The organism is Chryseobacterium sp. NRRL B-14798 (genome assembly GCF_050470705.1).
In the GTDB taxonomy this organism is placed as follows: Bacteria; Bacteroidota; Bacteroidia; order Flavobacteriales; family Weeksellaceae; genus Chryseobacterium; species Chryseobacterium cupriresistens.
In genome coordinates this window covers 2,219,081-2,238,547 of the sequence record NZ_JBFLUL010000005.1, presented here as the reverse complement: position 1 = coordinate 2,238,547, position 19,467 = coordinate 2,219,081, and the positions used below count along the sequence as shown (strand labels likewise).

The window sequence follows — 19,467 nt, the reverse complement described above, 5'->3', positions numbered from 1 at the left end:
AGTTGTAACTGACATTAAAGAAATAAACTATTGTAAAGTTCAAAAACAATTTTACTTTATTATTTTAAATATTAAAAGCATTCTTTTAATTGGTTGAGACACTCTCTTTAATTAATTTATGAACTCTAGTATTCTTTTTTATTAAATACAGTTCGCTCAAAAAAGAGCTATAAAATTGAAAATTTATATTATTATGTTACCAATGGATCATCACAAACAATCTCACTCAATGACGCCTGATTATAAAAAGATTTACCTTGATCTTGTCGACCTGAAATATCCTGAGAAAAAGGACGAGTGTGCAAAAATTTTATCGAAGAAAAATCTGTCAGCGTTTGATGTAATAGAAATTAACAGAATAATATTTAATTATAACCAGGACATCAAGGCAAATCAGTCTCATCGTTCCTACAATGAAGAAACGATACACAAAATCCTTGAATATCAGAAAAAGAATTATCTTAATAATACGCAGCTGGCCCTGCATTTTAAATTGAGTCGTAATACCGTTGCAAAATGGAAAAATTTATTCAATATTTAATCAATTCACAACCTCAATAAATTTATATACCCTCCTACTGTGCTTTTACTGCCTTGTTTAAAGGATGTAATCCGGATAAAAATAACAGAATCTTACCACGTCCCGGTTATATAGTAAGAGATATTCCTGTTTTTAGAAAAATTCTTAATAACAAATGCCGTTATTGACTAAAACATATATAACTATCAATACATGTTTTAAGCAATAACGGCAAAAAGAATATACCAGAATATGGTATAATATTCAGAGATTTAAAATTAGTCTTCTTTATTGTTTTTCAAATAAAGAACTACTTATAATCTTTAGAACTTCTTCGGGGCTCTTTTACTTCCGGCCATTTTACCACCTCTCCCTTTTCATCCTGAGGCATTACTCTTTTTTCTCTGTTACTGAATTCAGGATCCTCAGACGCCATATAAGCTAATGCCGCTGTTAAAATCACATTATTCTTCACCTCATCAAAAACGATCTTGTCATAGGTATCTTTCGTGGTATGCCATGTATATCCAAAATATCCCCAGTTCAGAGAACCTAAAGAAATTCCGGGAACTCCTGCTGCCACGAAAGAAGCATGATCGGAACCTCCACCACCAGGCATTCCTGGGAAATCTGTCTTAATGTGGCTTCTTACGGCTTTTGGAACGCCATCAAGCCATCTTCCTACATAATCATAAGCTTTTACAAATCCTTGTCCACTGATGTTAACCACTCGCCCCGTTCCGTTATCCTGATTAAAGGCTGCCTGTACCCCTTTAATTATCTGAGGATTATCAGCAACAAAACCTCTTGAACCGTTTAATCCCTGCTCTTCACTACCCCAAAGTCCGATGATAATAGTTCTCTTGTTATCAGGATAATATTTTTTCAGAATTCTCATGGCTTCCAGCATGGTAATCGTACCGGTACCATTATCTGTAGCTCCCTGTGCTCCGTCCCATGAGTCAAGGTGAGCAGAAAGAATCACGTATTCATCAGGTTTTTCTTTGCCTTTGATCATTCCGATCGTATTAAAGCTTTTGGCTTCTGGAAGTATTTTTGACTGGGCATCAATTTTAATTTTAGGCCGAGTTCCTTTTTCTGCCATTCTGTAAAGCATTCCATAGTCTTCCAAATCGATATCGACCATAGGAATTTTGGTAGTTTTTGCGCCGAATATTCTGTTAGCCCCCATAATACCTGTCCAGTTTGAAATGGCAATACCTGCCGCTCCTGCTTTTTCCAATGCTTCCGGAAGGCTGTTATTATCATAGCCGATATTCTTTATATAAGCTGCAAAATCTTTAGCAGCCTGATCTTTTTCCGCTTTAAGTTTTTCATACAATTCGGGGGTTGCAAATTCTTTGATCTGTTCATCAGAGCGTCCTATTTTCTGGTATTGTGCCATCAGCACAATTTTTCCTTTCACTGAAGGAAGCCATTGATCAAATTCAGCTTTAGAAGACACTTTCGGAAGAATGATCACTTCCGCTTCAATGGCTTTTTTTGTAGCCGGACTCCACGCCAGCTGAGTTGCTGAAAGAGATTTTATGCGTGGATAGGTCATATCAACATGAGTCGTTCCTCTCTGCCATCCTTTCCATGTTCCGAATTGCTGAAGATTGGCATCTACTCCCCAGGAGCGAAGTTTATTGACACTCCATTCATTTGCTGCCAGCATTTCGGGAGTTCCCACAAGACGGGGCCCGATGCCATCCAACAGTTCAGACGCCAGGTTTTCCAGTTGAGAATTATTATTGACTTCATCTACAAAACTTTTTACGATAGGGTTAAGCTTTTCTTTTGGATCAACCTTTATCTGAGCCCATGAAAACTGGGCAGCCAGCACTACTGCAGGCACTGCAAAAAATCTATTTATCCTCATAATATATATTGATTGGTTTAAAGATAAAAGAAATCAGGGAGATGGTGAAAAAATCAAGCCTAAAAAAGAGGCTTTTCAATTATTTTTATCAATATTTTATTCAAAAACAATAACAAAAATTCACCAATAACTGTAATCTACAAAAAACCATCAATACAACAGTCTTTGGGATTTTTAGAAGAGGACATTCACTTTCGGCGGGAATAAGTTATTTCAAAGACAACACCATTGACATCAGCACATAAAAAAACCGGCTTCAAAAGCCGGCTAAAGGCGAATTATTTCTTAGCTTCTTCTACAGAAACTTTTCTGAATTCTTTGAACAATTTGCTTAGTTCTAAAGCTGCTTTACGAGCTCTTGTACCAGCTGCTTTGTTTCCTTTTTCCGCTTGTTGGTTTGCCTCAGTTGTGAACGCTTCAAATTCTGCGTTGATTTTTTCAATTAGTTCTTTCATTTATTTAAAAATTTAGGCTGCAAATATAGGTTTTATGGCGATTCCAGCCTAATTGTGTAGAAAAAAAATAGTGGATTTACTCATTTTTTCTGAGTCTTTCTGAAATTCAATTTAAATTTTAAAATAAAATCAAATTATTGTAGAAAATAAGCCATGTTATTCGGTGTCACATAGCACATCAGTGAATATTTAAATAAACTATTCAAAATCAACAAGAACCAAAGAAACATATAGAGAAATCTTCTTAAAAATTTTATCTGTAAATCATTTATTTTCCTCAATTTATACGTATTTGATTACGTTGTTTTAAAAATCCAGTTATTTTGTATTTCTACCAGTATTTTATACTAAAATTTTAATGATATAGGACAATTTTAAACAAATAATGTCTGTACCGATGATATTTTAACGAACTGTATCCTTTTTGAATGGATTAATCTTATAATTTTGAATAAAAAAAAATCCCATGGATATCATTTCAAAATTTACAGTAGGTTCTGAAGAGGGAATTTCTGATCTTATAGCCATCATTGATTCTTCCGTTTATGCATTGCACAAAGAATTTGTAACTGAAGAAGAAATCAAAAAATATATTCACAACGAAATAGACCCGAGAAAGATGATCAATGACCTGAACGATCTTTCTAACCAACTGATCATGATGTATGCAGATCAGAAACCCATCGGATTCAGCATTATAAAAAGCGGTTCGGTACATCCGGGAATTCCTGGCGGAAAAAGAGCTACAGAAATCAGTTTTGTAATTCTTTCAGAGTTTGATCTTCCTGAAACAAGACAGTCTCTCTGGAAAAAATGCAGGTCAGCAGTAAGCTTTACGGATATTATATGGATCAATATCCTGGATCATGATCCGCTTGCAGACTTTTTAAAAGAATCCGGTTTTATCGCTGTGAGCAGTTCAAAAGCCGGACCTTTTCAACTGCCTTCTCATATTTTGGAACTGGAGATTAATAAAGGTTAATCCAGCTGCTTTAACCATAGATTCCATAGATATTTGCCTATGTAATAGTAAACAATCATTTTTTTAATTCCACAACTATTGAGGAAGACTATCATTTTAATTTCTATTATCTCATTTAAAATGATCTTAAGTAGATAACAGTTTACTTATCTTTGATTTTTATAATTTTTACCTATGAGTGATCAGCTGGAAACAATAGAGGATTATTACAGACGCATCCGTAAAAACCAGATCAAAATGTTTGATTCTGAGGATTTTGAAATGGGAAAATCTCACTTCAATATTTCCATGCGGAAATACTGTAGTTTTAAAAGCCCTTACAATCGTCGTGATTATTATAAAATAAGCTTTATTATTGGAAAGGGCACCATTCATTATGGTACTCATCAGCTGTATATAGATGGTCCTGCCCTATTTTTTCCTTCTCCAAGCATTCCGTATTCATGGGAGTGTGAAAGCGATGTACAGGAAGGATATTTTTGTTTATTTAATCAGGAATTTTTTAATGGGAATTCTGAATTCAATCTGTTTAAAAAAACGTCAATGTTCAAGGAATGGAGTAAGCCGGTTGTTTTTCTGACAGAAGAACAGGCTCAGCTGACAATGCTATATTTTGATCAGATTTACAGAATGAATAATTCTTCCTATCCTTTCCGCTGCAGCAGTATCAAAAGCAATCTTGCTTCTGTAATGCACCTGGCGCTGGAAAACCGTGTGGAAGATATCAATCCTAATGAACTTCCCGCAAATGTACGTCTGTATAAGTTATTTGATGAACTCCTCAACAAACAGTTTCCGCTGGACTCTCCTGCTTATCCGCTGGCCTTAAAAACGCCTTCCGATTTTGCTGCACACCTGAACGTACATGTCAATCATCTGAATTCTTCCGTTAAATCTGTAACCAACCTTACGACCACACAGATCATTAAAGAAAAGATGTTTGAAGAGTCTAAAAACCTGCTGAAGTATACGAATTGGGATATTGCACAGATCGGTTATACTTTAGGATTTGATCAGCCTGCTCATTTTAATAATTTCTTTAAAAAGCATGCGCAGACTTCACCCCTAAAATTTAAGAATCTGTCATAATATTTGATTTTTGTAATTTTTACTTTGTCTTTTAAAATCCGGTTTTGTATTTCTTGACTTATTTTTGCAATGTAAAAAATGAATGAATATGTTGAGAGAAGCATCTGAACAACGAATCAGATTAATTACCATTATGGCTTTCGTGTCTATCCCGCTTTCCGGGTTTGTCACGGACATTTATTTACCATCATTCCCTTCTATGGCCAAAGAAATGATGGTTTCGGAAAAAGATATTCAGATTACCCTGACATCATATCTGTTGAGCTACGGGATTTCCCAATTATTTGTAGGAGGAATTCTGGACAGCATCGGCCGTTATCGTCCCAAATTGATAGCCTTGTTCCTATTGATACTGACCAGTATTTTAATTACGATGACCAACAGTATTCTACTGATCTGTCTGCTTCGTATTCTTCAGGGAGCTGCAGTTTCAGTACTCGTTGTAGCTACGCGTGCTATTTTTGTAGATATTTATGATGCGGAAAAGGTAAAACATTATCTGAGCTACTTTACTATTGTATGGTCCTGCGGTCCTATTCTGGCCCCTTTCCTTGGAGGATATCTTGAGAAAATCTTCAACTGGCATGCTAATTTCTATTTTCTGGCAGCATATGCCGGATTTCTGTTCCTTTTTGAGTGGTTTTTTAGCGGGGAGAGCCTTCCGCAGAAAAAGAAACTGGATCTTTCAGAGAACATCAGCCTTTATAAGATGATGCTTAAAAACAGGATTTTCATGTTGGGGATTTTCATTTTAGGTTTGAGCTACTCTATCGTGATGTTATTTAATATTACCGGGCCATTTATTATAGAAAATACTTTTCATTTTACGCCGGTAGTGATTGGATATTGTACACTGATCTTAGGATTTTCATGGATGATTGGAGGTTTTATAGGCAAACGCAGACTGACTCTGGATTTTAAGCCCAGAATTTTACAGCCCATCTTACTTCAGCTGATCCTTATCGCAGGCCTGATCACCACCAGTTATTTTGCAGAAAGCCTGTTCATTATGATTCCTTTTGCCTTTTTCATTCATATCTGTTCCGGAATTTTATTCACCTCCTTTTTTACGACAAGTATGCTTTACTTTCCGAAAAATGCAGGTACAGCCGGCGGACTGATGGGTGGACTGGTGTATGTAATCACTTCTGTAACAAGTTTTATCATCTCTGTAAGCGGAACGGTAACAGATCAAAAAGGTCTTTCCTGGCGCTATCTGATCATTGCATGTTTCCTTTTGGGGATCATTCTTATCATGCACCAAGCCGTTAAAAAAGAAAAAGCAGAGAATTAGTCTCTGCTTTTATTTTATAATTTCAGGATAATTTTCGCCGTCTGTTATTTCATCAAAATTAGTTTTAATTAAAACTAATTTTTTGTATATTTGTTATGATAAGTCATGCTATAAAATCCATCGGAAAAATGCTTCTTATCCTGTTTCATCATTAATATAAAAGTATGCCTGTAAAACAGAATAATCTATCAGAGCTGGCTCTGGAGCTTGGCCTGGCAATGAGTGAAATGAAAAGCCGTCTCCGCCAGAAGATCCAGACTATCATTACTATTTATGATCCGGATCTTTCTTTTGAACTGATTGAAATTCTTGGTTTGCTTTCAAGACATAACGGCATCAACCAGCAGGAAATTGGAAATAAAGTAAGCAAAGACAAGTCAAGTATCACCTATCTCATCAACAGCCTCGTGAAAAAGGATCTTGTTGAACGGATAGCTGATAAAAAAGACAGGAGAAACAAACAGATCTTTTTAACTCCGAAAGGCAAACAGATTGTAGAAACCGTTTATCCATGGGCCCTGGATCTTTATAAAAAGGCAGCTGGTGATATAGAAGAAAAAGAGATCAGCAAAGCGCTGCTTTTGGTAAAAAAAATGACAGCTAACCTGGAAGAATAAGCACTAAAACATGATACAATATGAGAACAATTCTTGTACCTGTTGATTTTACATCAACTACGGAAAATGCAGTAAGAGTTGCCGCAGACTGGGCAAAAACCTACGAATATCAAAATATTATCCTGTTAAAAAATGCAGGAGAATCTGAATTTGACTACCTGCATATCGCAGAAGGGCATTCATTTGTCAATGAAGAAAGTATCAACAACCTGCTGCAAAGGACAGAATTGCTATTCGATCAGTTAACGGATATCATCGCTGAAAAGTCGCCTGAAGTAAAAGTTTCCAGGGTATTGAGCGATTGGGCACTCACCAGAAGTATTAATGAGCTTTTAAAAAACCAGCCTTCTGTGGAACTGATTATCCTGGGAAGTGATGACCAGACCTCTTCTACTGAAAGTTTTGTTTCTGAGAATATTATAAGTATTGCCAGAACAAGTCCTGTGAAAACATTAATTGTTCCCAACAGCTACCATTATTCACCTATTAAGAATATATTTATTCCTTGTGATATAAGAGGTATTAAAAGGTTAGAAAGACTGTTTCACCACAAATCTGTTATTCATAAGCAAGATGTCCGTCTTTCATTTCTCAATATCAACACCAGTGAAAAAGAGGACGAAACGCAAAAAAGAGAACTGGAGGATTACATTCGTGAGCATTTAACGGAAATTCCGAGCAGTATTCATTATTCTCATGATGAAAATATTATTAAAGGTATACTGGACTTTGCTGTATCAGATAAGGCAGACCTTATTATAGCACTACCCGGTAAGCACAGCTTCTTGTATTATCTGGCAAGCAGAAGTATTTCCGAAGGAATTTATCAGAACACCTCTCAGCCTGTTTTAATTTTAAAATAACAAGAAAATTGAAAGCTAATAATAAATTTTAGCATTTTCAATTTTAACCATTGCCAGCTCTTCCATTTTCTTAACATAGCGGATCACCGTCTCTACCCGAAGGCCGGTTAAGGTTGCTATTTGCTGTCTGGTGTAAGGAATCAGAAATGAATAGGGTTCTTCATAACCGAAATATCTTTTAAGGTGATCAAAAAGCTTCGTGAGCTTTACAATAGGATCTGAAATTGCCAGAAAGCTTGAAATCATATATCTGAAATGAAGTCTGTCTGCGGTATATTTATTTATTTCAAGCATTAATAAAGGATTTCCCACCAGGAATTCAAGGAACCTGGTTTTGGAAAGCCTGATAATTTCACAGCTGGTGACCGCAATAGCATTCACAGCATAATGGTGATTGGTAAATAAATAGCTTTCACCAATACAATGGCCATCAAAAGGAAGCCCATGAACAAATTCTTTTCCGTCTTCCAATAAATTATTCAGTTTAACGGTACCATATTTGATCTGAAAATAGAATTTTACAGCAGATCCTTCCTGAAAAATAGTTTCACCTGCTTCATACTTTTCCAGACTGGCTCCGAGGGAAAATAATAATTCTTCATCTATGATCATCTTACCATTATTAATTTGAGTAAAAATACTTAAAGAATAAGCAATGTTACAACTTATTAAATACCACAAAAACAGTAATACTCTTTTTCTACACTACTCTTCTTATATCTATTAAGCTGTAATTTTCTTTTTGTGTTTGGAACCCCAATCTGCCAAAGCAGCAATCACATCTTTCAGGGATTCACTATATTCTGTGGGAACATATTCTACCAGCACCGGCTTCTGATCCGTAATCACAGTTCTTTCCACCAGGTGATTTACCTCCAGTTTTTTCAATTCGCTGGATAAGACTCTTGCCGAAATTCCATTGATGGTCCGCTGTAACTCATTAAAGCGGGTATGTCCGCCCAAAATAGCGATCATTACCCTGATGGTCCACCGCCCACCCAAAACATATAAAGCATCCTCAGTAGCAGCCAGATGGGTACTGCACTGCGGCCTTGAGTACACTATTTTTTCTTCTTCCATTCTTCTGTTTTTACTTATTACTAACCTAAATGTTATTACTAACCTTTTGGTAACTACTATCTTTTTATTAGTAAATATAGATAATTTTGAAACATCAATTTTAAAAAAATAAAAAAATGAAACGTGTACTTCATATCATTTCAAGCCCGAGAAGCGAATCATCAATCAGTAAAAAACTGGGTCATGCTGTTGTAGAAAAAATTGCAGCAAAGTATCCTGACAGCGTTTTTAAAAAGCGTGATTTGACCAATCCGCTTTTTCCCCATCTGGAAGAAGCTCATATCAATGCATTTTTTACTCCAGCTGAAAACCGCACTTCTGAACAGCAGGAAATCGTAAAACTTTCAGACACGGTAATTGATGAATTACATGAGGCTGACATTATCATTATTGAAGCTCCCCTTTACAACTTCAGTATCACTTCTACATTAAAATCATGGCTTGATCATATTGCCAGAGCAGGAAAAACATTCAGCTATAGCGAAAACGGTCCTGAAGGCCTGGTGAAAAATAAAAAAGTATATCTTGCCTTTTCAAGTGGTGGTGTGTATTCTGAAGGAGAAAGACAATCTTATGATTTTGTAGTTCCTTACTTAAAACAAACTCTAGGCTTTATGGGGATGACAGATATTTCTGTTGTCCGTGCAGAGGGACTTTCTGTTCCGGTGATACAGGATACAGCCCTGCAAAAGGGGATTGAAAGTATTGTTGTAGAGTAAAAACTAAAAATGCTGTTCCTTTGAACAGTATTTTTTTTGCATCAGAATTTTATTATTGATGAAAATATGTAAAGGATTAAAAATATTTTCATCAACATATGTAAAGTTTTTTTCAATTTTTTTTGCTCATTTTTACTTTATTAAATAAAAGATTATGGAAAAAAATAAACAGCCTAAACTGATCAATCCTGCTGAGTTATTTGATCCCAGCCCTTATGGTTTCTCTCACAGTATTGCTGTGGAATCTCCATCAACGATGTGTTTTATATCCGGACAGAGCGGCGGTGTGGGGGAAAATCATGTGCTGGCAGATGACTTTAAGACTCAGGTTCAGGATGCTTTGAAAAATTTACAGATTGTTTTACAGAGCCATTCAATGACATTTGAAAATATAGTTAAAATCACCTTGCTTATTGTAAATCACAACCAGGAAAAACTTGAAATATGGGCTGAGGAAGCCAGGAATGTCTGGAAATCTTCGGTCCTGCCTACGAGTACACTTATTCCCGTAAGCCAACTGGCTTTACCCGGAATGTTGTTTGAGATCGACGCCATTGCTGTAAAACAACTGGCCAACTAGAAATATCTGATAATGGTATTATAATTCTTACCTTCAACCTTAATTAAAATCCTGCCTGAATATTCAATTCAGGCATTTTTTTTATCTATTACCGGCAATCGTCACTGTTTTATCCGATATATTTTGATAACAGATACCACATTATTTAAAATAATTCTAAACTATGTGAAAATAAAATCTCTTATAAACACTTCAAATAAAGGATTTGTTACAAAAAATTAAGACACTGTTAATTCAAATTACGTAGAAATACTGAATCTTATCTGCCGGGATGTGATTAATTTCGAATAAACAAAAACTGATACTATGGATCGCTTGAAATACAGTCAATCATTTCTGAAAAAGAGGTGTTATCTGAAATATCCGGCAGCTGTAGATCAATCAGCTTGATAGCCTCCTGTTAAAAGGAGTTGAAGATATTGAATCCAAATTTTTTACGAAATGAATATTATTAACAAAATTCTCAACGTCGACGATTATTATTTCGACGTGTTCATGTCTATCTCGGAAGCGCTTACCGGGTTTACGGTAAACGAACTGCAGTCAACAGGGCTTGCAGAAACCTATTACACTTATGTTTTAAAATGCCTGGAAGCAGCCACTTTCGTAGAATTCCTTACGGTTTCTAAAAATATCCTTGAAAGTTCTTCGGGTGAAGAGGAATTAAAAAAGGCTATTCAATCTGAAATTATTGCCCATCCGGGAATGAATGACATTTCAGGAAAAGTAATCACCATGTGGTATCTGGGAACCTGGGAAGGAGCATACATCAATGATCTTTCTTACAAGGAAGGCCTTGTCTGGAATCTGATGCATTCACACCCGCCGGGAGCCAAACAACCGGGCTACAAATCTTGGAATATTAAACCTGTAAACACCCAATCATGAATCCAACCCATAACAAAAAAGATGTGATCATTGTAGGAACAGGGATCGCTGGGTCATTAATCGCAAAGCTATTATCCGACCACGTATTTGACGCAACCAAAGGAAAAATGGTCCATCGTGCAGATGCCGGAAAATCCGATAACATCAGGGAAATATCAATCCTTATGTATGAAGCAGGTCTGGAAGCAGGTATTGAGCTGGATTCCGTATCCTCAATGACCACTTATAATGAATATATCCGTACTTTTTACAGAGAGGAAGCCAAAGTTCCCAACTCTCCTTATCCGAACTTAAAGCAGGCTCCTTCTCCCAACGTTCTGGATATGGAACATATTGTCCAGCCATATCCGGATAAAAAAGGGTATCTCGTTCAGTTCGGGCCGATGCCATTCGCAAGTGATGCGATACGGGTAGGCGGCGGAACTACCCTTCACTGGCTGGGAACTACACCAAGAATGCTTCCCAACGATTTTAAACTTACCGAAAAATACGGCATCAAGATTCCAAAGCCGGATTCTGATGAGAAAACTGCTGTCGACTGGCCGATAAGTTATGAAGAATTAAGGCCTTATTATGAGATGGCTGAGTTTGAAATCGGGGTTTCCGGGGATGTTTCAAGACAGGAATATCCAATTACAGAGAAGACGGAAGAATATTATGGAAACTATGTATTTCCGATGGAAGAAATTCCTCAGAGTTACATGGATCATAAGATTATTGAGGGACTTAAAGGGACAAGTGTAAAGCTGAGTTCAGGAGAGATTCCTTTAATGATGGTGCCTTCTCCACAGGGAAGGAATTCCATTCCAAATCCAAAATACGGAAAAACGAAGATCATTAAAGCAGAACCAAAGGATTCCGGCTATAAACTGGTTTTAGACAGTTCTGAAAAAGAAGAATACAAAGCTCTTGGTTCTGTTTGGAATCCTTATATGGGAGAACGCTGTGAAGGGAATGCTTCGTGTGTTCCGATCTGTCCTGTTCAGGCAAAATACAATGCGTTAAAAACATTGAAAAAGGCTTTATATAAAATGAATGATAATGATAACCTGAGCCGTAATCTATTCATGCAGATTCAGGCGCAGAGTGTTGTTTACAGGCTAAGCATTGATCAAAATGATAGTCATAAAATTTCAAAAGTCCATCTGAGAAGATATTTCTCAAAAGAAAAGACTGATTTTGTTGAAGAATCTATTGATACGTCTGATGCCATTGTCATTCTTGCAGCCAATGCTTTTGAAAACCCTAAAATTTTATTGAATTCCAAATATACAACCCCGGAAGGCGTAAAAACAGCAGCCAACAGCAGTGATCAGGTGGGAAGAAACCTGATGGATCATATGGTAATGCTTACCTGGGGACTTTTCCCTGAACCGGTATATCCGTACAGAGGTCCAGGTTCTACTACAAATATTTCTTCTTTCCGTGACGGAGAGTTCAGAAAGGACTTTTCAGCATGGATTTCTCCCCTTGACAATTGGGGCTGGGGCTGGCCGGCATTTTCTCCGGGTTCTGATGTGGCAGAATTTATCAATGATAAAAAGTTTGGGGCAGAATTAAGAGAAAAGCTCACCGACAGACTTTCAAAGCAGGTATTATTTCATTTTGAAATTGAACAGCTCCCGAATCCCAATAACAGAGTAACCATTAATGATGAGTATATGGATGTTCTCGGAATTCCACGCCCTGTTATTCATTATGAACTGACAGAGTACGAAATGAAAGCTATGGAACAGGCAAAAGATGCTTCGGATCAAATGTTTAAAAGATTAAACATCACGGATTTCACAAAATATACTGAGAAAGACAAAAACTCTGTGATATACAATAAGAAAAGATATTCTTACAATGGTGCAGGGCACATCGTGGGAACTCACAGAATGGGTTCTAAAGCTGAAGAATCCGTAACCGACAGCTACTGCAAAACCTGGGATCATCCGAATTTATACGTCGTAGGCGCGGGAAATATGACCACACTGGGAACATCAAATCCTACTTTAACATTATCAGCATTCACAATCCGTTCGGTAGAATCCATCCTTGCTGACCTTGAAATTCAACTTAAAAAATAACAACATGAGACAAAGACTTATCAATAAAACAGTTCAACCACAGGAAACTTTATTAACAGCAGGCAGAATGGCTTCCAGAAGTGCCGCGGTTACAGAAGCTATTTCATTACCTTCTTTATTATTTGATTCAACATTGAGCAAAGAAGACTGGATACGGGGATTAAAGCATCACAGCAAAACAGTTACTAATCTTTTACTGAATGATCAGATAAGTGACTTTAATACCTATCTGGAATCTCAGTTCAGTTCAGGAATTTCAGAAATGAAAAGAGAGGTAACAGAAATTGATTACAAACCGGTTTTGAAGGACCTTCTGCAAACTGCCATTCTTATTGAACATTCTACAATTCCACCCTATCTTACAGCTTTGTACTCGATCAAAGACGGAACCAATGCTCTGGCTTCACAAATTATCAGAAGTGTTGCTGTAGAGGAAATGCTTCACCTGATTATGGTTTGTAATGTACTGAATGCCATCGATATTCAGCCATCTGTCAACAAAAAGGAGAACTACCCTGTTTATCCCATGAAATTACCGATGAACGTTGATTTCTATGTAGGGTTGGAAACATTCTCAAGCAACAGTATTGCCACGTTTATTGCCATTGAAAGTCCGAGTGCATCTGTGGTAAAAGCTCCGAAATATGATGATGAAGCGGAGACTTCTGAACTATACTCTCAGAGAGCTGCCGTACAGGAAAAACACCTCTGGACTCTTGAAAACATGAAAGGTTTCATCATGGAAAATGTACACACCATTGGTGAATATTATGACGTATTATTCTTTTATATCGTTGTTTTCCAAATCATTGCTTACTATAAAGCACATGGGACACTTCCGACAAACTTTGAGGAATTAAATACCGGAGGAATTTTCACAGGAAATCCGGCAAAACAGATCCGCCCTGAGCAATATTACGGAAGCGGCGGGAAACTTCATTCTGTAGAAGCCTTAACGGGAGTAATTGCTGTTTTCCAGGAAATCAAAGGGCAAGGTGAAGGTGCAGATGATTCTATTTTCGATGTAGATCCGTCCCAGTTTGAAGAAGGGGTTGAACTGGCTCATTATTTCAGGTTTAAAGAAGTTTTCCATGAGCATTTTTATCTGGGAGGAAACTATGAGCCTTTCATGGATGAAAATGGAATGATGCCTGTAACCACACCGCCTACAGGAAAAGATCTTCCGGTAGACTGGAACGAGGCCTATCCTATGAAACCTAACCCTAAGCTGGAAGATTACGTCAAAAACAAAGAATTACATGCTCAGGGTGTGGAGTTCAATAAAACCTACAAACGTTTGTTAGATACCATACAAAGCGCTGTGGAAGGAAATCAGAGAGAACTGGAAAAATCCATTATGTATATGTATGCTCTGAAAGAACAGGCTGTAAATCTGATGAAACAACCGTTGGATGCTCAGACCAATGCGGGGCCAACATTCGAATACATCGACCTATAACCATAAAAATGATATATCATGCTTAAAAGAAAAAAAGAGAGCCCGGAAGCAGGAGGAGAACAGCTGTTCCGCAGAATGCCGGGACAAAGTGAAGTTAATCTGGCTGAATTAATGGACGGATATTCTAAACTTCTTATTGATGATCCGGTAAGACCATTCAGGGAAGATAACCTGCAGGCTATTGAGAATAATGTGGATTATGGAGTTCTGGCTGCCCTGGATGGCACATGGGTAAGCTATAATGTCAATTATAATAAAGATATTAGCAACCCTTCGTTAGCAAGCGGAGTACATACAACCATCATGCCTTCTCCCGGAACCAATCCGGGGACGATACCCGGAAAGTTCGCTTTTACCAGTGAAGAATATATTGAGAAACTTACCTTTTCCATTGTTCCCGGCGGAGTACGTAATCGTGGCGGTGCCAGTGAGCTTTTTTGCGGAGCAGTCAAATACGAGCAAAGCATTAAAAGTGTTAATACAATACCGGGACAGGATGCGCTGAAATATACTCCTATCCACGAAGAAAACGGAATGTACCTATGGCTGAGTGATGTCTATAACCATGCAGCAACAAAAGAATCTATTGAAAGAGACCGCGGTATTCATGCCATTTTAACAGAAGATGCAAAGTACGGATATACCGGAGAATACAGAGACGAGCCTTTGCTAAGGATTACACCGGACGAAGAACCCAACCCTCAATACATTCTTCAAAGCCAGCTGCAATCGGGACAGCCTTATTATGAAATCATTCCGGCACAGGAAATAAAGCCGGGAGCAGGGCTTGATGGGCCTTATTTTATCCCGGACTACTCTATCTCCCGAAGCGGTGTTATTCCACATGGAAGCACCATTACTTTGCTTGGAGATATTATTCCTCAGAATAAAGATAAGACAACGTACTATTTAATTGAAGGTTCACCTAAGTTCCCTTACGGTAAAGAGGCATGGGAAACCAATCATCTTTCCATTTCACGTACCATGGGAAATGCCGGAGTAACACCGGAAGAAATCATTGATCTTGACCAGCCAGCACCGGCGTGGGTTCATGAAAAACTTAATGATGATAATGATCCCGGCTCCAATAAGATCTATACCCAGAGAATTCTTGCAGACAATTTATATCCTTACTCTGTACGGCCTGACCTGAGGCTCAGGGATACGTTAAGAGGCCAGAAAGTCAGCAATCATGTTCATGTGAGAATGTCTTCAAAAATGAAAACAGGAGCACAGGGAGGCGTTTTGAATGTTCCGTTTGTCAACCGTTTCGTTCCGACTGTTGAGGTGGATATGGATATGTGGATCGAAACAGTAATTGAAGATGGAAAAGAGATTCTTCAGCTGCAGTATGAGCAGATTGTATTTTTTGAATTTGATTTCGGGAATGACGGAGGTACCACAAGCTGGCCTCATATCCAGGTAAATACCCTGCGAAAGATACAGGATATTCCTGAGGATCAGAGAAAGGTAATTGAAGAGCAGTTCTATAATACCGGAGTAAATACCGGTACAGCTTCTGGCTGTCCTTATCATAAAGGATAGGCTATACCATAAGTATCATATAAAAAAGGGGCAAACTATTGTCCCTTTTTTATGTTCTTTATAACAGATTAAAGATTATCGTGGGTTTGTTGTACCATGAAAGATATCGCCTTTTTGATTTTTTCCCGTCCTTCAGGCGTATTGGTATCTATCCCACAGAAAATACTTCCGTTCAGAGACGAAAACATATTGAGATAATACAATCCTGACACCATAATGGCCATGATAGAACGGTAGGTATCCATTTTATCTTTGAAATGTGATTCCATCAATAATTTGAAGATATATTCTCCGTTTTCCTCCTGAGTGTCAATCAGTTTTTTTAATGATTTCCGGGGTTCAGAAATAGTCCACAACAATAATTTTTGAGCTTCTTTATTGGCGTATACGTAATCAAACTGGGAAAGCAGCATATGCTCGATAAATTCTCTGCCTCCATCTTCAAGATTCGGTTTCATCTTTTCCACTTCCTCGCTGGTTACTTTTACCCAGAAATCCTGTGTACGAACATATTCGTCCATGAGGCCATCCATTCCGCCAAAATAGGTATAGATCATTTTCTTATCGACCCCGGCAGTCGCAGCGATATCATTAATCTTCAACCCTGCATGTCCCTTCGTTTTCAGTATTTTTCCAACGGCATCCAAAAACTTTTTTTTGCTGCGTTCCTTATTCCTAATACTACCTGATGCTGACTTTCTTTCCATGACTAAACATTCAATATACAAGATACAAGTTTAAGAAATTTTTTTTTATTTTAGACACTAGTTAGTGTCTAAAACAATCTATTTGTATATATTTGTACAAACTATAACCATTCAATATACAAAACACTATTGAAATTGAGAATTAAAAACTATTCAGATTGTATCGTTAGTTCCCTCATTTTAAAAAATTTAGAACAAAAATGACTGAGGTACAAACAACAGCAGCATCATTTTTTACAGTGATGCTGTTGTTTACATAGCAAATAATGGCTTGATATTAAATAAATATTTTCTACAGATATCCCTGATCAATCCTTCTTTGTTATTAAAGACGCTATTTTAAACTATTTCATAGACTTAGCTTAATCAAAAAGCATCGATAAAGAGAAATTTTCACATCAATACTGAAAAAATAATATACTGATTTTCAATAAATTAAATAAAATAACGAAAAATATTACAATTTTACACACTTAGCAGTGTCTTATTTTATATATTTGTACAAACTAAAACCATCTACATATTTTAAAACACTTTTTAGGTTGAAAAATAAGACAATTCAAATTGTATTATTTTAGTTCCCTCACTTTATGAGAATTTCGGATACGAAACAACTAAGGTAGAAACACAACTTACATACAGACCATTAGATTTCTAATGGTTTGTTTTTTTATAAGTTTCAGATTCCAAAAGGTTCTACAGGTTTTTGCAGGTATGATGCAGCAGAAAAGAAACAGCTTTTTTTATTTCATCCCGTCCTTTGGTTGTGCTTATATCAATTCCGCAGAAAATACTCCCATTGATTTCGGCATACATATTCAGGTAGTATAATCCTGAAGTCATGATCGCCATGATGGCACGAACATTTTCAGCATTATTTTTAAAGTGGAAATCCGTTAAAAGCTTAAAAATGTATTCCCCGTTTTTTCCCTGAGTTTCGGTGAACTTTTTTAAAGATTTACGGGATTCTGATAACCGCCAAAGAAGTAGTTTTTGTGCCTCTTTGTTGGTGTGAATATAATCAAATTGAGAGAAAAATGCGTTTTCCATAAAGGATTTTCCTCTATCATTTACCTGGGGTTTTATTTCCTCAATCATTATTTTACTCCAGTAATCCTGTGACTCTATATACTCATCTATCAGACCATCTATTCCTCCAAAATAAGAATAGATCATTTTCTTATCAACCCCGGCTGCAGCAGCAATACTATTCACTTTCAAGGCAGTATATCCTTTTGTTCTCAGTATTTTTCCAACGGCATCCAAAAATTTTTTTTTACTGCGTTCCTTGTTCCGGATATTTCCTGCTGCTGACTTTCTTTCCATGGTACACTTTTCAATCGTACAAGTTTATGAATTTTTTTTCATTTTAGACACTTTTTAGTGTCTAAATATATATATTTGCATTAACTAATAACCATTTTATATAAACAGACAATCAGAGTTGTGAGATTGAGAGTGATTAGATTGCACCGTTAGTTCCCTCAGTATAAATATTTTACTATTCCATTACTGGGGTAAAACATTACCACAGCATCATTATAAATGATGCTGTTTTTGATTAATAAGGGTATTTTTTTAGTTTTTGATCAGCTAAGGCTTAATTTTTTTAAATTTCATGGCCTCATAAAAGTCCCTTTAACAAAGGGTTTTCTTCACATTACCAGACTGTTGATCATTTTTTTTATTTTTTTTCTCATGTTAGACACTTACAAGTGTCTTATTTTGTATATTTGCTTCAAACTAATAACCATTTTTATATAGAAACACTCATTGAGTTGAAAAATTAAAGTTTCGAACAAAAAGCAACTAAGGTAAAAACATTAAATGCAGCAGCATCATGAGTTCTCTAATGGTGCTGTTTTTATTTAAAAACTTATTTTAGTTTGACCTACAGAAAATTGTATATACCGGGAATCCGGTATTAGAATAGTTGATATGAAGAGAGACTGTCCTTGGACAGTCTCTTATTTTTAAATTGAAGTTGTATTAGCCTTTTGCTTTCTCATCTGTAAAAAACTGAAATCCATTCTTCTTCTCAATAAGCTGCATTGGATATAACGAAGGATTATATTCACCATTCAATACTTCATTCAGTGCATGCTTTTTAGATTCCCCGAATGCAATAACCAGGATATTTTCAGCATGATTAATGATGGGTGCAGTCAATGTAATTCTGAACATTTCCTGAGGCTTAAGATAATAAGCAGATACCCATTTTTCTTTTTCATTTAAAACATCTTCGCCTGGAAATAATGAGGCTGTATGGCCGTCATCTCCCATTCCTAACAGGATAAAATCAAAAACACCTTCATCACCAAGAACAGTTCTTATCTGCTGTTCATAAGCTTTTGCATAATCTTCAGGAGTTATTCCTTCGGCATACATAGGAAAGATATGGCTTTTGTCAACAGGAACCTTACTGAGAAGCGCCTCATCTGTCATCCGGAAGTTGCTCTTATCATCGTTTAAAGGAACCCATCTTTCATCTACCCAAAAAAAGTAGACTTTATTCCATTCTATCTTTTCTTTATATTCCGGTGTTGCCAATAATTTGAAAATAGCTTTAGGGGAAGAGCCTCCACTTAACGCCACCACAAAATGGCCATTTTTCTGAATAGATTTTTTTGAAAGATCAACAAATGCATCTGCTGCCTTTGTGTACAGTTTTTCCAGATCGTCAAATACTGTGATATTCATTTTGTCTGTTTAAAT

General features: G+C 36.7%; 19 protein-coding genes. 12 read left to right on the top strand and 7 right to left on the bottom strand.

What is annotated here, in order from left to right:
* The first annotated feature begins 193 nt into the window (after positions 1–193).
* Positions 194–541 (top strand): helix-turn-helix domain-containing protein, encoded by a 348-nt coding sequence (locus AB1278_RS10450; RefSeq protein ID WP_228406557.1) that lies wholly within the window; start codon positions 194–196, stop codon positions 539–541.
* A gap of 289 nt (positions 542–830) precedes the next feature.
* On the opposite strand, the gene AB1278_RS10445 is transcribed toward AB1278_RS10450, so the two are convergent.
* Positions 831–2,402 carry a M20/M25/M40 family metallo-hydrolase gene (locus tag AB1278_RS10445; protein ID WP_202838750.1) on the bottom strand — a complete coding sequence of 524 codons (1,572 nt, stop codon included), beginning with the start codon at positions 2,400–2,402 and terminating at the stop codon, positions 831–833.
* Positions 2,403–2,680: 278 nt separating this feature from the next.
* Positions 2,681–2,857 carry a histone H1 gene (locus tag AB1278_RS10440; protein WP_002978882.1) on the bottom strand — a complete coding sequence of 59 codons (177 nt, stop codon included), beginning with the start codon at positions 2,855–2,857 and terminating at the stop codon, positions 2,681–2,683.
* A gap of 466 nt (positions 2,858–3,323) precedes the next feature.
* Here AB1278_RS10440 and AB1278_RS10435 point away from each other — a divergent pair, with 466 nt between their 5' ends.
* From AB1278_RS10435 to AB1278_RS10415, 5 genes are all read left to right on the top strand, one after another.
* A complete protein-coding gene (locus tag AB1278_RS10435; protein ID WP_429814205.1) occupies positions 3,324–3,839 on the top strand; it encodes a hypothetical protein in 516 nt (171 codons plus the stop codon).
* A 174-nt stretch (positions 3,840–4,013) separates the two neighbouring features.
* Positions 4,014–4,928 (top strand): helix-turn-helix domain-containing protein, encoded by a 915-nt coding sequence (locus AB1278_RS10430; RefSeq protein ID WP_110011150.1) that lies wholly within the window; start codon positions 4,014–4,016, stop codon positions 4,926–4,928.
* Between the two features lie 88 nt (positions 4,929–5,016).
* Entirely contained in the window at positions 5,017–6,222 is a 1,206-nt protein-coding gene (locus AB1278_RS10425; RefSeq protein ID WP_062675182.1) for an MFS transporter, read from the top strand.
* A gap of 164 nt (positions 6,223–6,386) precedes the next feature.
* Positions 6,387–6,839 carry a MarR family winged helix-turn-helix transcriptional regulator gene (locus AB1278_RS10420; RefSeq protein WP_202838748.1) on the top strand — a complete coding sequence of 151 codons (453 nt, stop codon included), beginning with the start codon at positions 6,387–6,389 and terminating at the stop codon, positions 6,837–6,839.
* 20 nt (positions 6,840–6,859) lie between these two features.
* Positions 6,860–7,702 carry a universal stress protein gene (locus AB1278_RS10415; protein ID WP_429814202.1) on the top strand — a complete coding sequence of 281 codons (843 nt, stop codon included), beginning with the start codon at positions 6,860–6,862 and terminating at the stop codon, positions 7,700–7,702.
* A 15-nt stretch (positions 7,703–7,717) separates the two neighbouring features.
* Here the strand turns inward: AB1278_RS10415 and AB1278_RS10410 are convergent, their stop codons facing one another.
* Together AB1278_RS10410 and AB1278_RS10405 are read right to left on the bottom strand one after the other, a co-directional pair.
* Positions 7,718–8,314, bottom strand: coding sequence for a Crp/Fnr family transcriptional regulator (locus tag AB1278_RS10410; protein WP_202838746.1), 597 nt, complete (start codon positions 8,312–8,314; stop codon positions 7,718–7,720).
* 111 nt (positions 8,315–8,425) lie between these two features.
* A complete protein-coding gene (locus AB1278_RS10405) occupies positions 8,426–8,782 on the bottom strand; it encodes a winged helix-turn-helix transcriptional regulator (RefSeq protein ID WP_202838745.1) in 357 nt (118 codons plus the stop codon).
* 116 nt (positions 8,783–8,898) lie between these two features.
* Here AB1278_RS10405 and AB1278_RS10400 point away from each other — a divergent pair, with 116 nt between their 5' ends.
* The 6 genes from AB1278_RS10400 to AB1278_RS10375 all read left to right on the top strand — a co-directional run bounded on the left by AB1278_RS10400 (position 8,899) and on the right by AB1278_RS10375 (position 16,045).
* Positions 8,899–9,501, top strand: a complete 603-nt coding sequence (locus AB1278_RS10400; RefSeq protein WP_202838744.1) for an FMN-dependent NADH-azoreductase — start codon at positions 8,899–8,901, stop codon at positions 9,499–9,501.
* Between the two features lie 154 nt (positions 9,502–9,655).
* Entirely contained in the window at positions 9,656–10,081 is a 426-nt protein-coding gene (locus tag AB1278_RS10395; RefSeq protein ID WP_202838743.1) for a RidA family protein, read from the top strand.
* Between the two features lie 441 nt (positions 10,082–10,522).
* Positions 10,523–10,969 carry a hypothetical protein gene (locus tag AB1278_RS10390; RefSeq protein WP_202838742.1) on the top strand — a complete coding sequence of 149 codons (447 nt, stop codon included), beginning with the start codon at positions 10,523–10,525 and terminating at the stop codon, positions 10,967–10,969.
* Entirely contained in the window at positions 10,966–13,041 is a 2,076-nt protein-coding gene (locus tag AB1278_RS10385) for a GMC oxidoreductase (RefSeq protein ID WP_429814198.1), read from the top strand. Before AB1278_RS10390 ends, AB1278_RS10385 begins: the two co-directional genes overlap by 4 nt.
* A 4-nt stretch (positions 13,042–13,045) precedes the next feature.
* Complete coding sequence (locus AB1278_RS10380; RefSeq protein ID WP_429814195.1) at positions 13,046–14,500, top strand: ferritin-like domain-containing protein; 1,455 nt, start codon at positions 13,046–13,048, stop codon at positions 14,498–14,500.
* Between the two features lie 18 nt (positions 14,501–14,518).
* The gene (locus AB1278_RS10375) at positions 14,519–16,045 is read left to right on the top strand and encodes a peroxidase, FMP-type (protein ID WP_429814192.1); all 1,527 of its coding nucleotides are present in this window, start codon (positions 14,519–14,521) and stop codon (positions 16,043–16,045) included.
* A gap of 68 nt (positions 16,046–16,113) precedes the next feature.
* On the opposite strand, the gene AB1278_RS10370 is transcribed toward AB1278_RS10375, so the two are convergent.
* From AB1278_RS10370 to pgl, 3 genes are all read right to left on the bottom strand, one after another.
* Positions 16,114–16,752 (bottom strand): TetR/AcrR family transcriptional regulator, encoded by a 639-nt coding sequence (locus tag AB1278_RS10370; protein WP_110011162.1) that lies wholly within the window; start codon positions 16,750–16,752, stop codon positions 16,114–16,116.
* Between the two features lie 696 nt (positions 16,753–17,448).
* Positions 17,449–18,078 carry a TetR/AcrR family transcriptional regulator gene (locus AB1278_RS10365; protein ID WP_429814189.1) on the bottom strand — a complete coding sequence of 210 codons (630 nt, stop codon included), beginning with the start codon at positions 18,076–18,078 and terminating at the stop codon, positions 17,449–17,451.
* Positions 18,079–18,741: 663 nt separating this feature from the next.
* Complete coding sequence (pgl, locus tag AB1278_RS10360; RefSeq protein ID WP_429814185.1) at positions 18,742–19,452, bottom strand: 6-phosphogluconolactonase; 711 nt, start codon at positions 19,450–19,452, stop codon at positions 18,742–18,744.
* Between the last annotated feature and the right edge of the window lie 15 nt (positions 19,453–19,467).

What these genes read in the sequence shown, in the direction of transcription:
- AB1278_RS10450 (WP_228406557.1), top strand. Translation starts at nt 194, where the DNA reads ATGTTACCAATGGATCATCACAAACAATCTCACTCAATGACGCCTGAT.
- AB1278_RS10445 (WP_202838750.1), bottom strand. Translation starts at nt 2,402, where the DNA reads ATGAGGATAAATAGATTTTTTGCAGTGCCTGCAGTAGTGCTGGCTGCC.
- AB1278_RS10440 (WP_002978882.1), bottom strand. Translation starts at nt 2,857, where the DNA reads ATGAAAGAACTAATTGAAAAAATCAACGCAGAATTTGAAGCGTTCACA.
- AB1278_RS10435 (WP_429814205.1), top strand. Translation starts at nt 3,324, where the DNA reads ATGGATATCATTTCAAAATTTACAGTAGGTTCTGAAGAGGGAATTTCT.
- AB1278_RS10430 (WP_110011150.1), top strand. Translation starts at nt 4,014, where the DNA reads ATGAGTGATCAGCTGGAAACAATAGAGGATTATTACAGACGCATCCGT.
- AB1278_RS10425 (WP_062675182.1), top strand. Translation starts at nt 5,017, where the DNA reads ATGTTGAGAGAAGCATCTGAACAACGAATCAGATTAATTACCATTATG.
- AB1278_RS10420 (WP_202838748.1), top strand. Translation starts at nt 6,387, where the DNA reads ATGCCTGTAAAACAGAATAATCTATCAGAGCTGGCTCTGGAGCTTGGC.
- AB1278_RS10415 (WP_429814202.1), top strand. Translation starts at nt 6,860, where the DNA reads ATGAGAACAATTCTTGTACCTGTTGATTTTACATCAACTACGGAAAAT.
- AB1278_RS10410 (WP_202838746.1), bottom strand. Translation starts at nt 8,314, where the DNA reads ATGATCATAGATGAAGAATTATTATTTTCCCTCGGAGCCAGTCTGGAA.
- AB1278_RS10405 (WP_202838745.1), bottom strand. Translation starts at nt 8,782, where the DNA reads ATGGAAGAAGAAAAAATAGTGTACTCAAGGCCGCAGTGCAGTACCCAT.
- AB1278_RS10400 (WP_202838744.1), top strand. Translation starts at nt 8,899, where the DNA reads ATGAAACGTGTACTTCATATCATTTCAAGCCCGAGAAGCGAATCATCA.
- AB1278_RS10395 (WP_202838743.1), top strand. Translation starts at nt 9,656, where the DNA reads ATGGAAAAAAATAAACAGCCTAAACTGATCAATCCTGCTGAGTTATTT.
- AB1278_RS10390 (WP_202838742.1), top strand. Translation starts at nt 10,523, where the DNA reads ATGAATATTATTAACAAAATTCTCAACGTCGACGATTATTATTTCGAC.
- AB1278_RS10385 (WP_429814198.1), top strand. Translation starts at nt 10,966, where the DNA reads ATGAATCCAACCCATAACAAAAAAGATGTGATCATTGTAGGAACAGGG.
- AB1278_RS10380 (WP_429814195.1), top strand. Translation starts at nt 13,046, where the DNA reads ATGAGACAAAGACTTATCAATAAAACAGTTCAACCACAGGAAACTTTA.
- AB1278_RS10375 (WP_429814192.1), top strand. Translation starts at nt 14,519, where the DNA reads ATGCTTAAAAGAAAAAAAGAGAGCCCGGAAGCAGGAGGAGAACAGCTG.
- AB1278_RS10370 (WP_110011162.1), bottom strand. Translation starts at nt 16,752, where the DNA reads ATGGAAAGAAAGTCAGCATCAGGTAGTATTAGGAATAAGGAACGCAGC.
- AB1278_RS10365 (WP_429814189.1), bottom strand. Translation starts at nt 18,078, where the DNA reads ATGGAAAGAAAGTCAGCAGCAGGAAATATCCGGAACAAGGAACGCAGT.
- pgl (WP_429814185.1), bottom strand. Translation starts at nt 19,452, where the DNA reads ATGAATATCACAGTATTTGACGATCTGGAAAAACTGTACACAAAGGCA.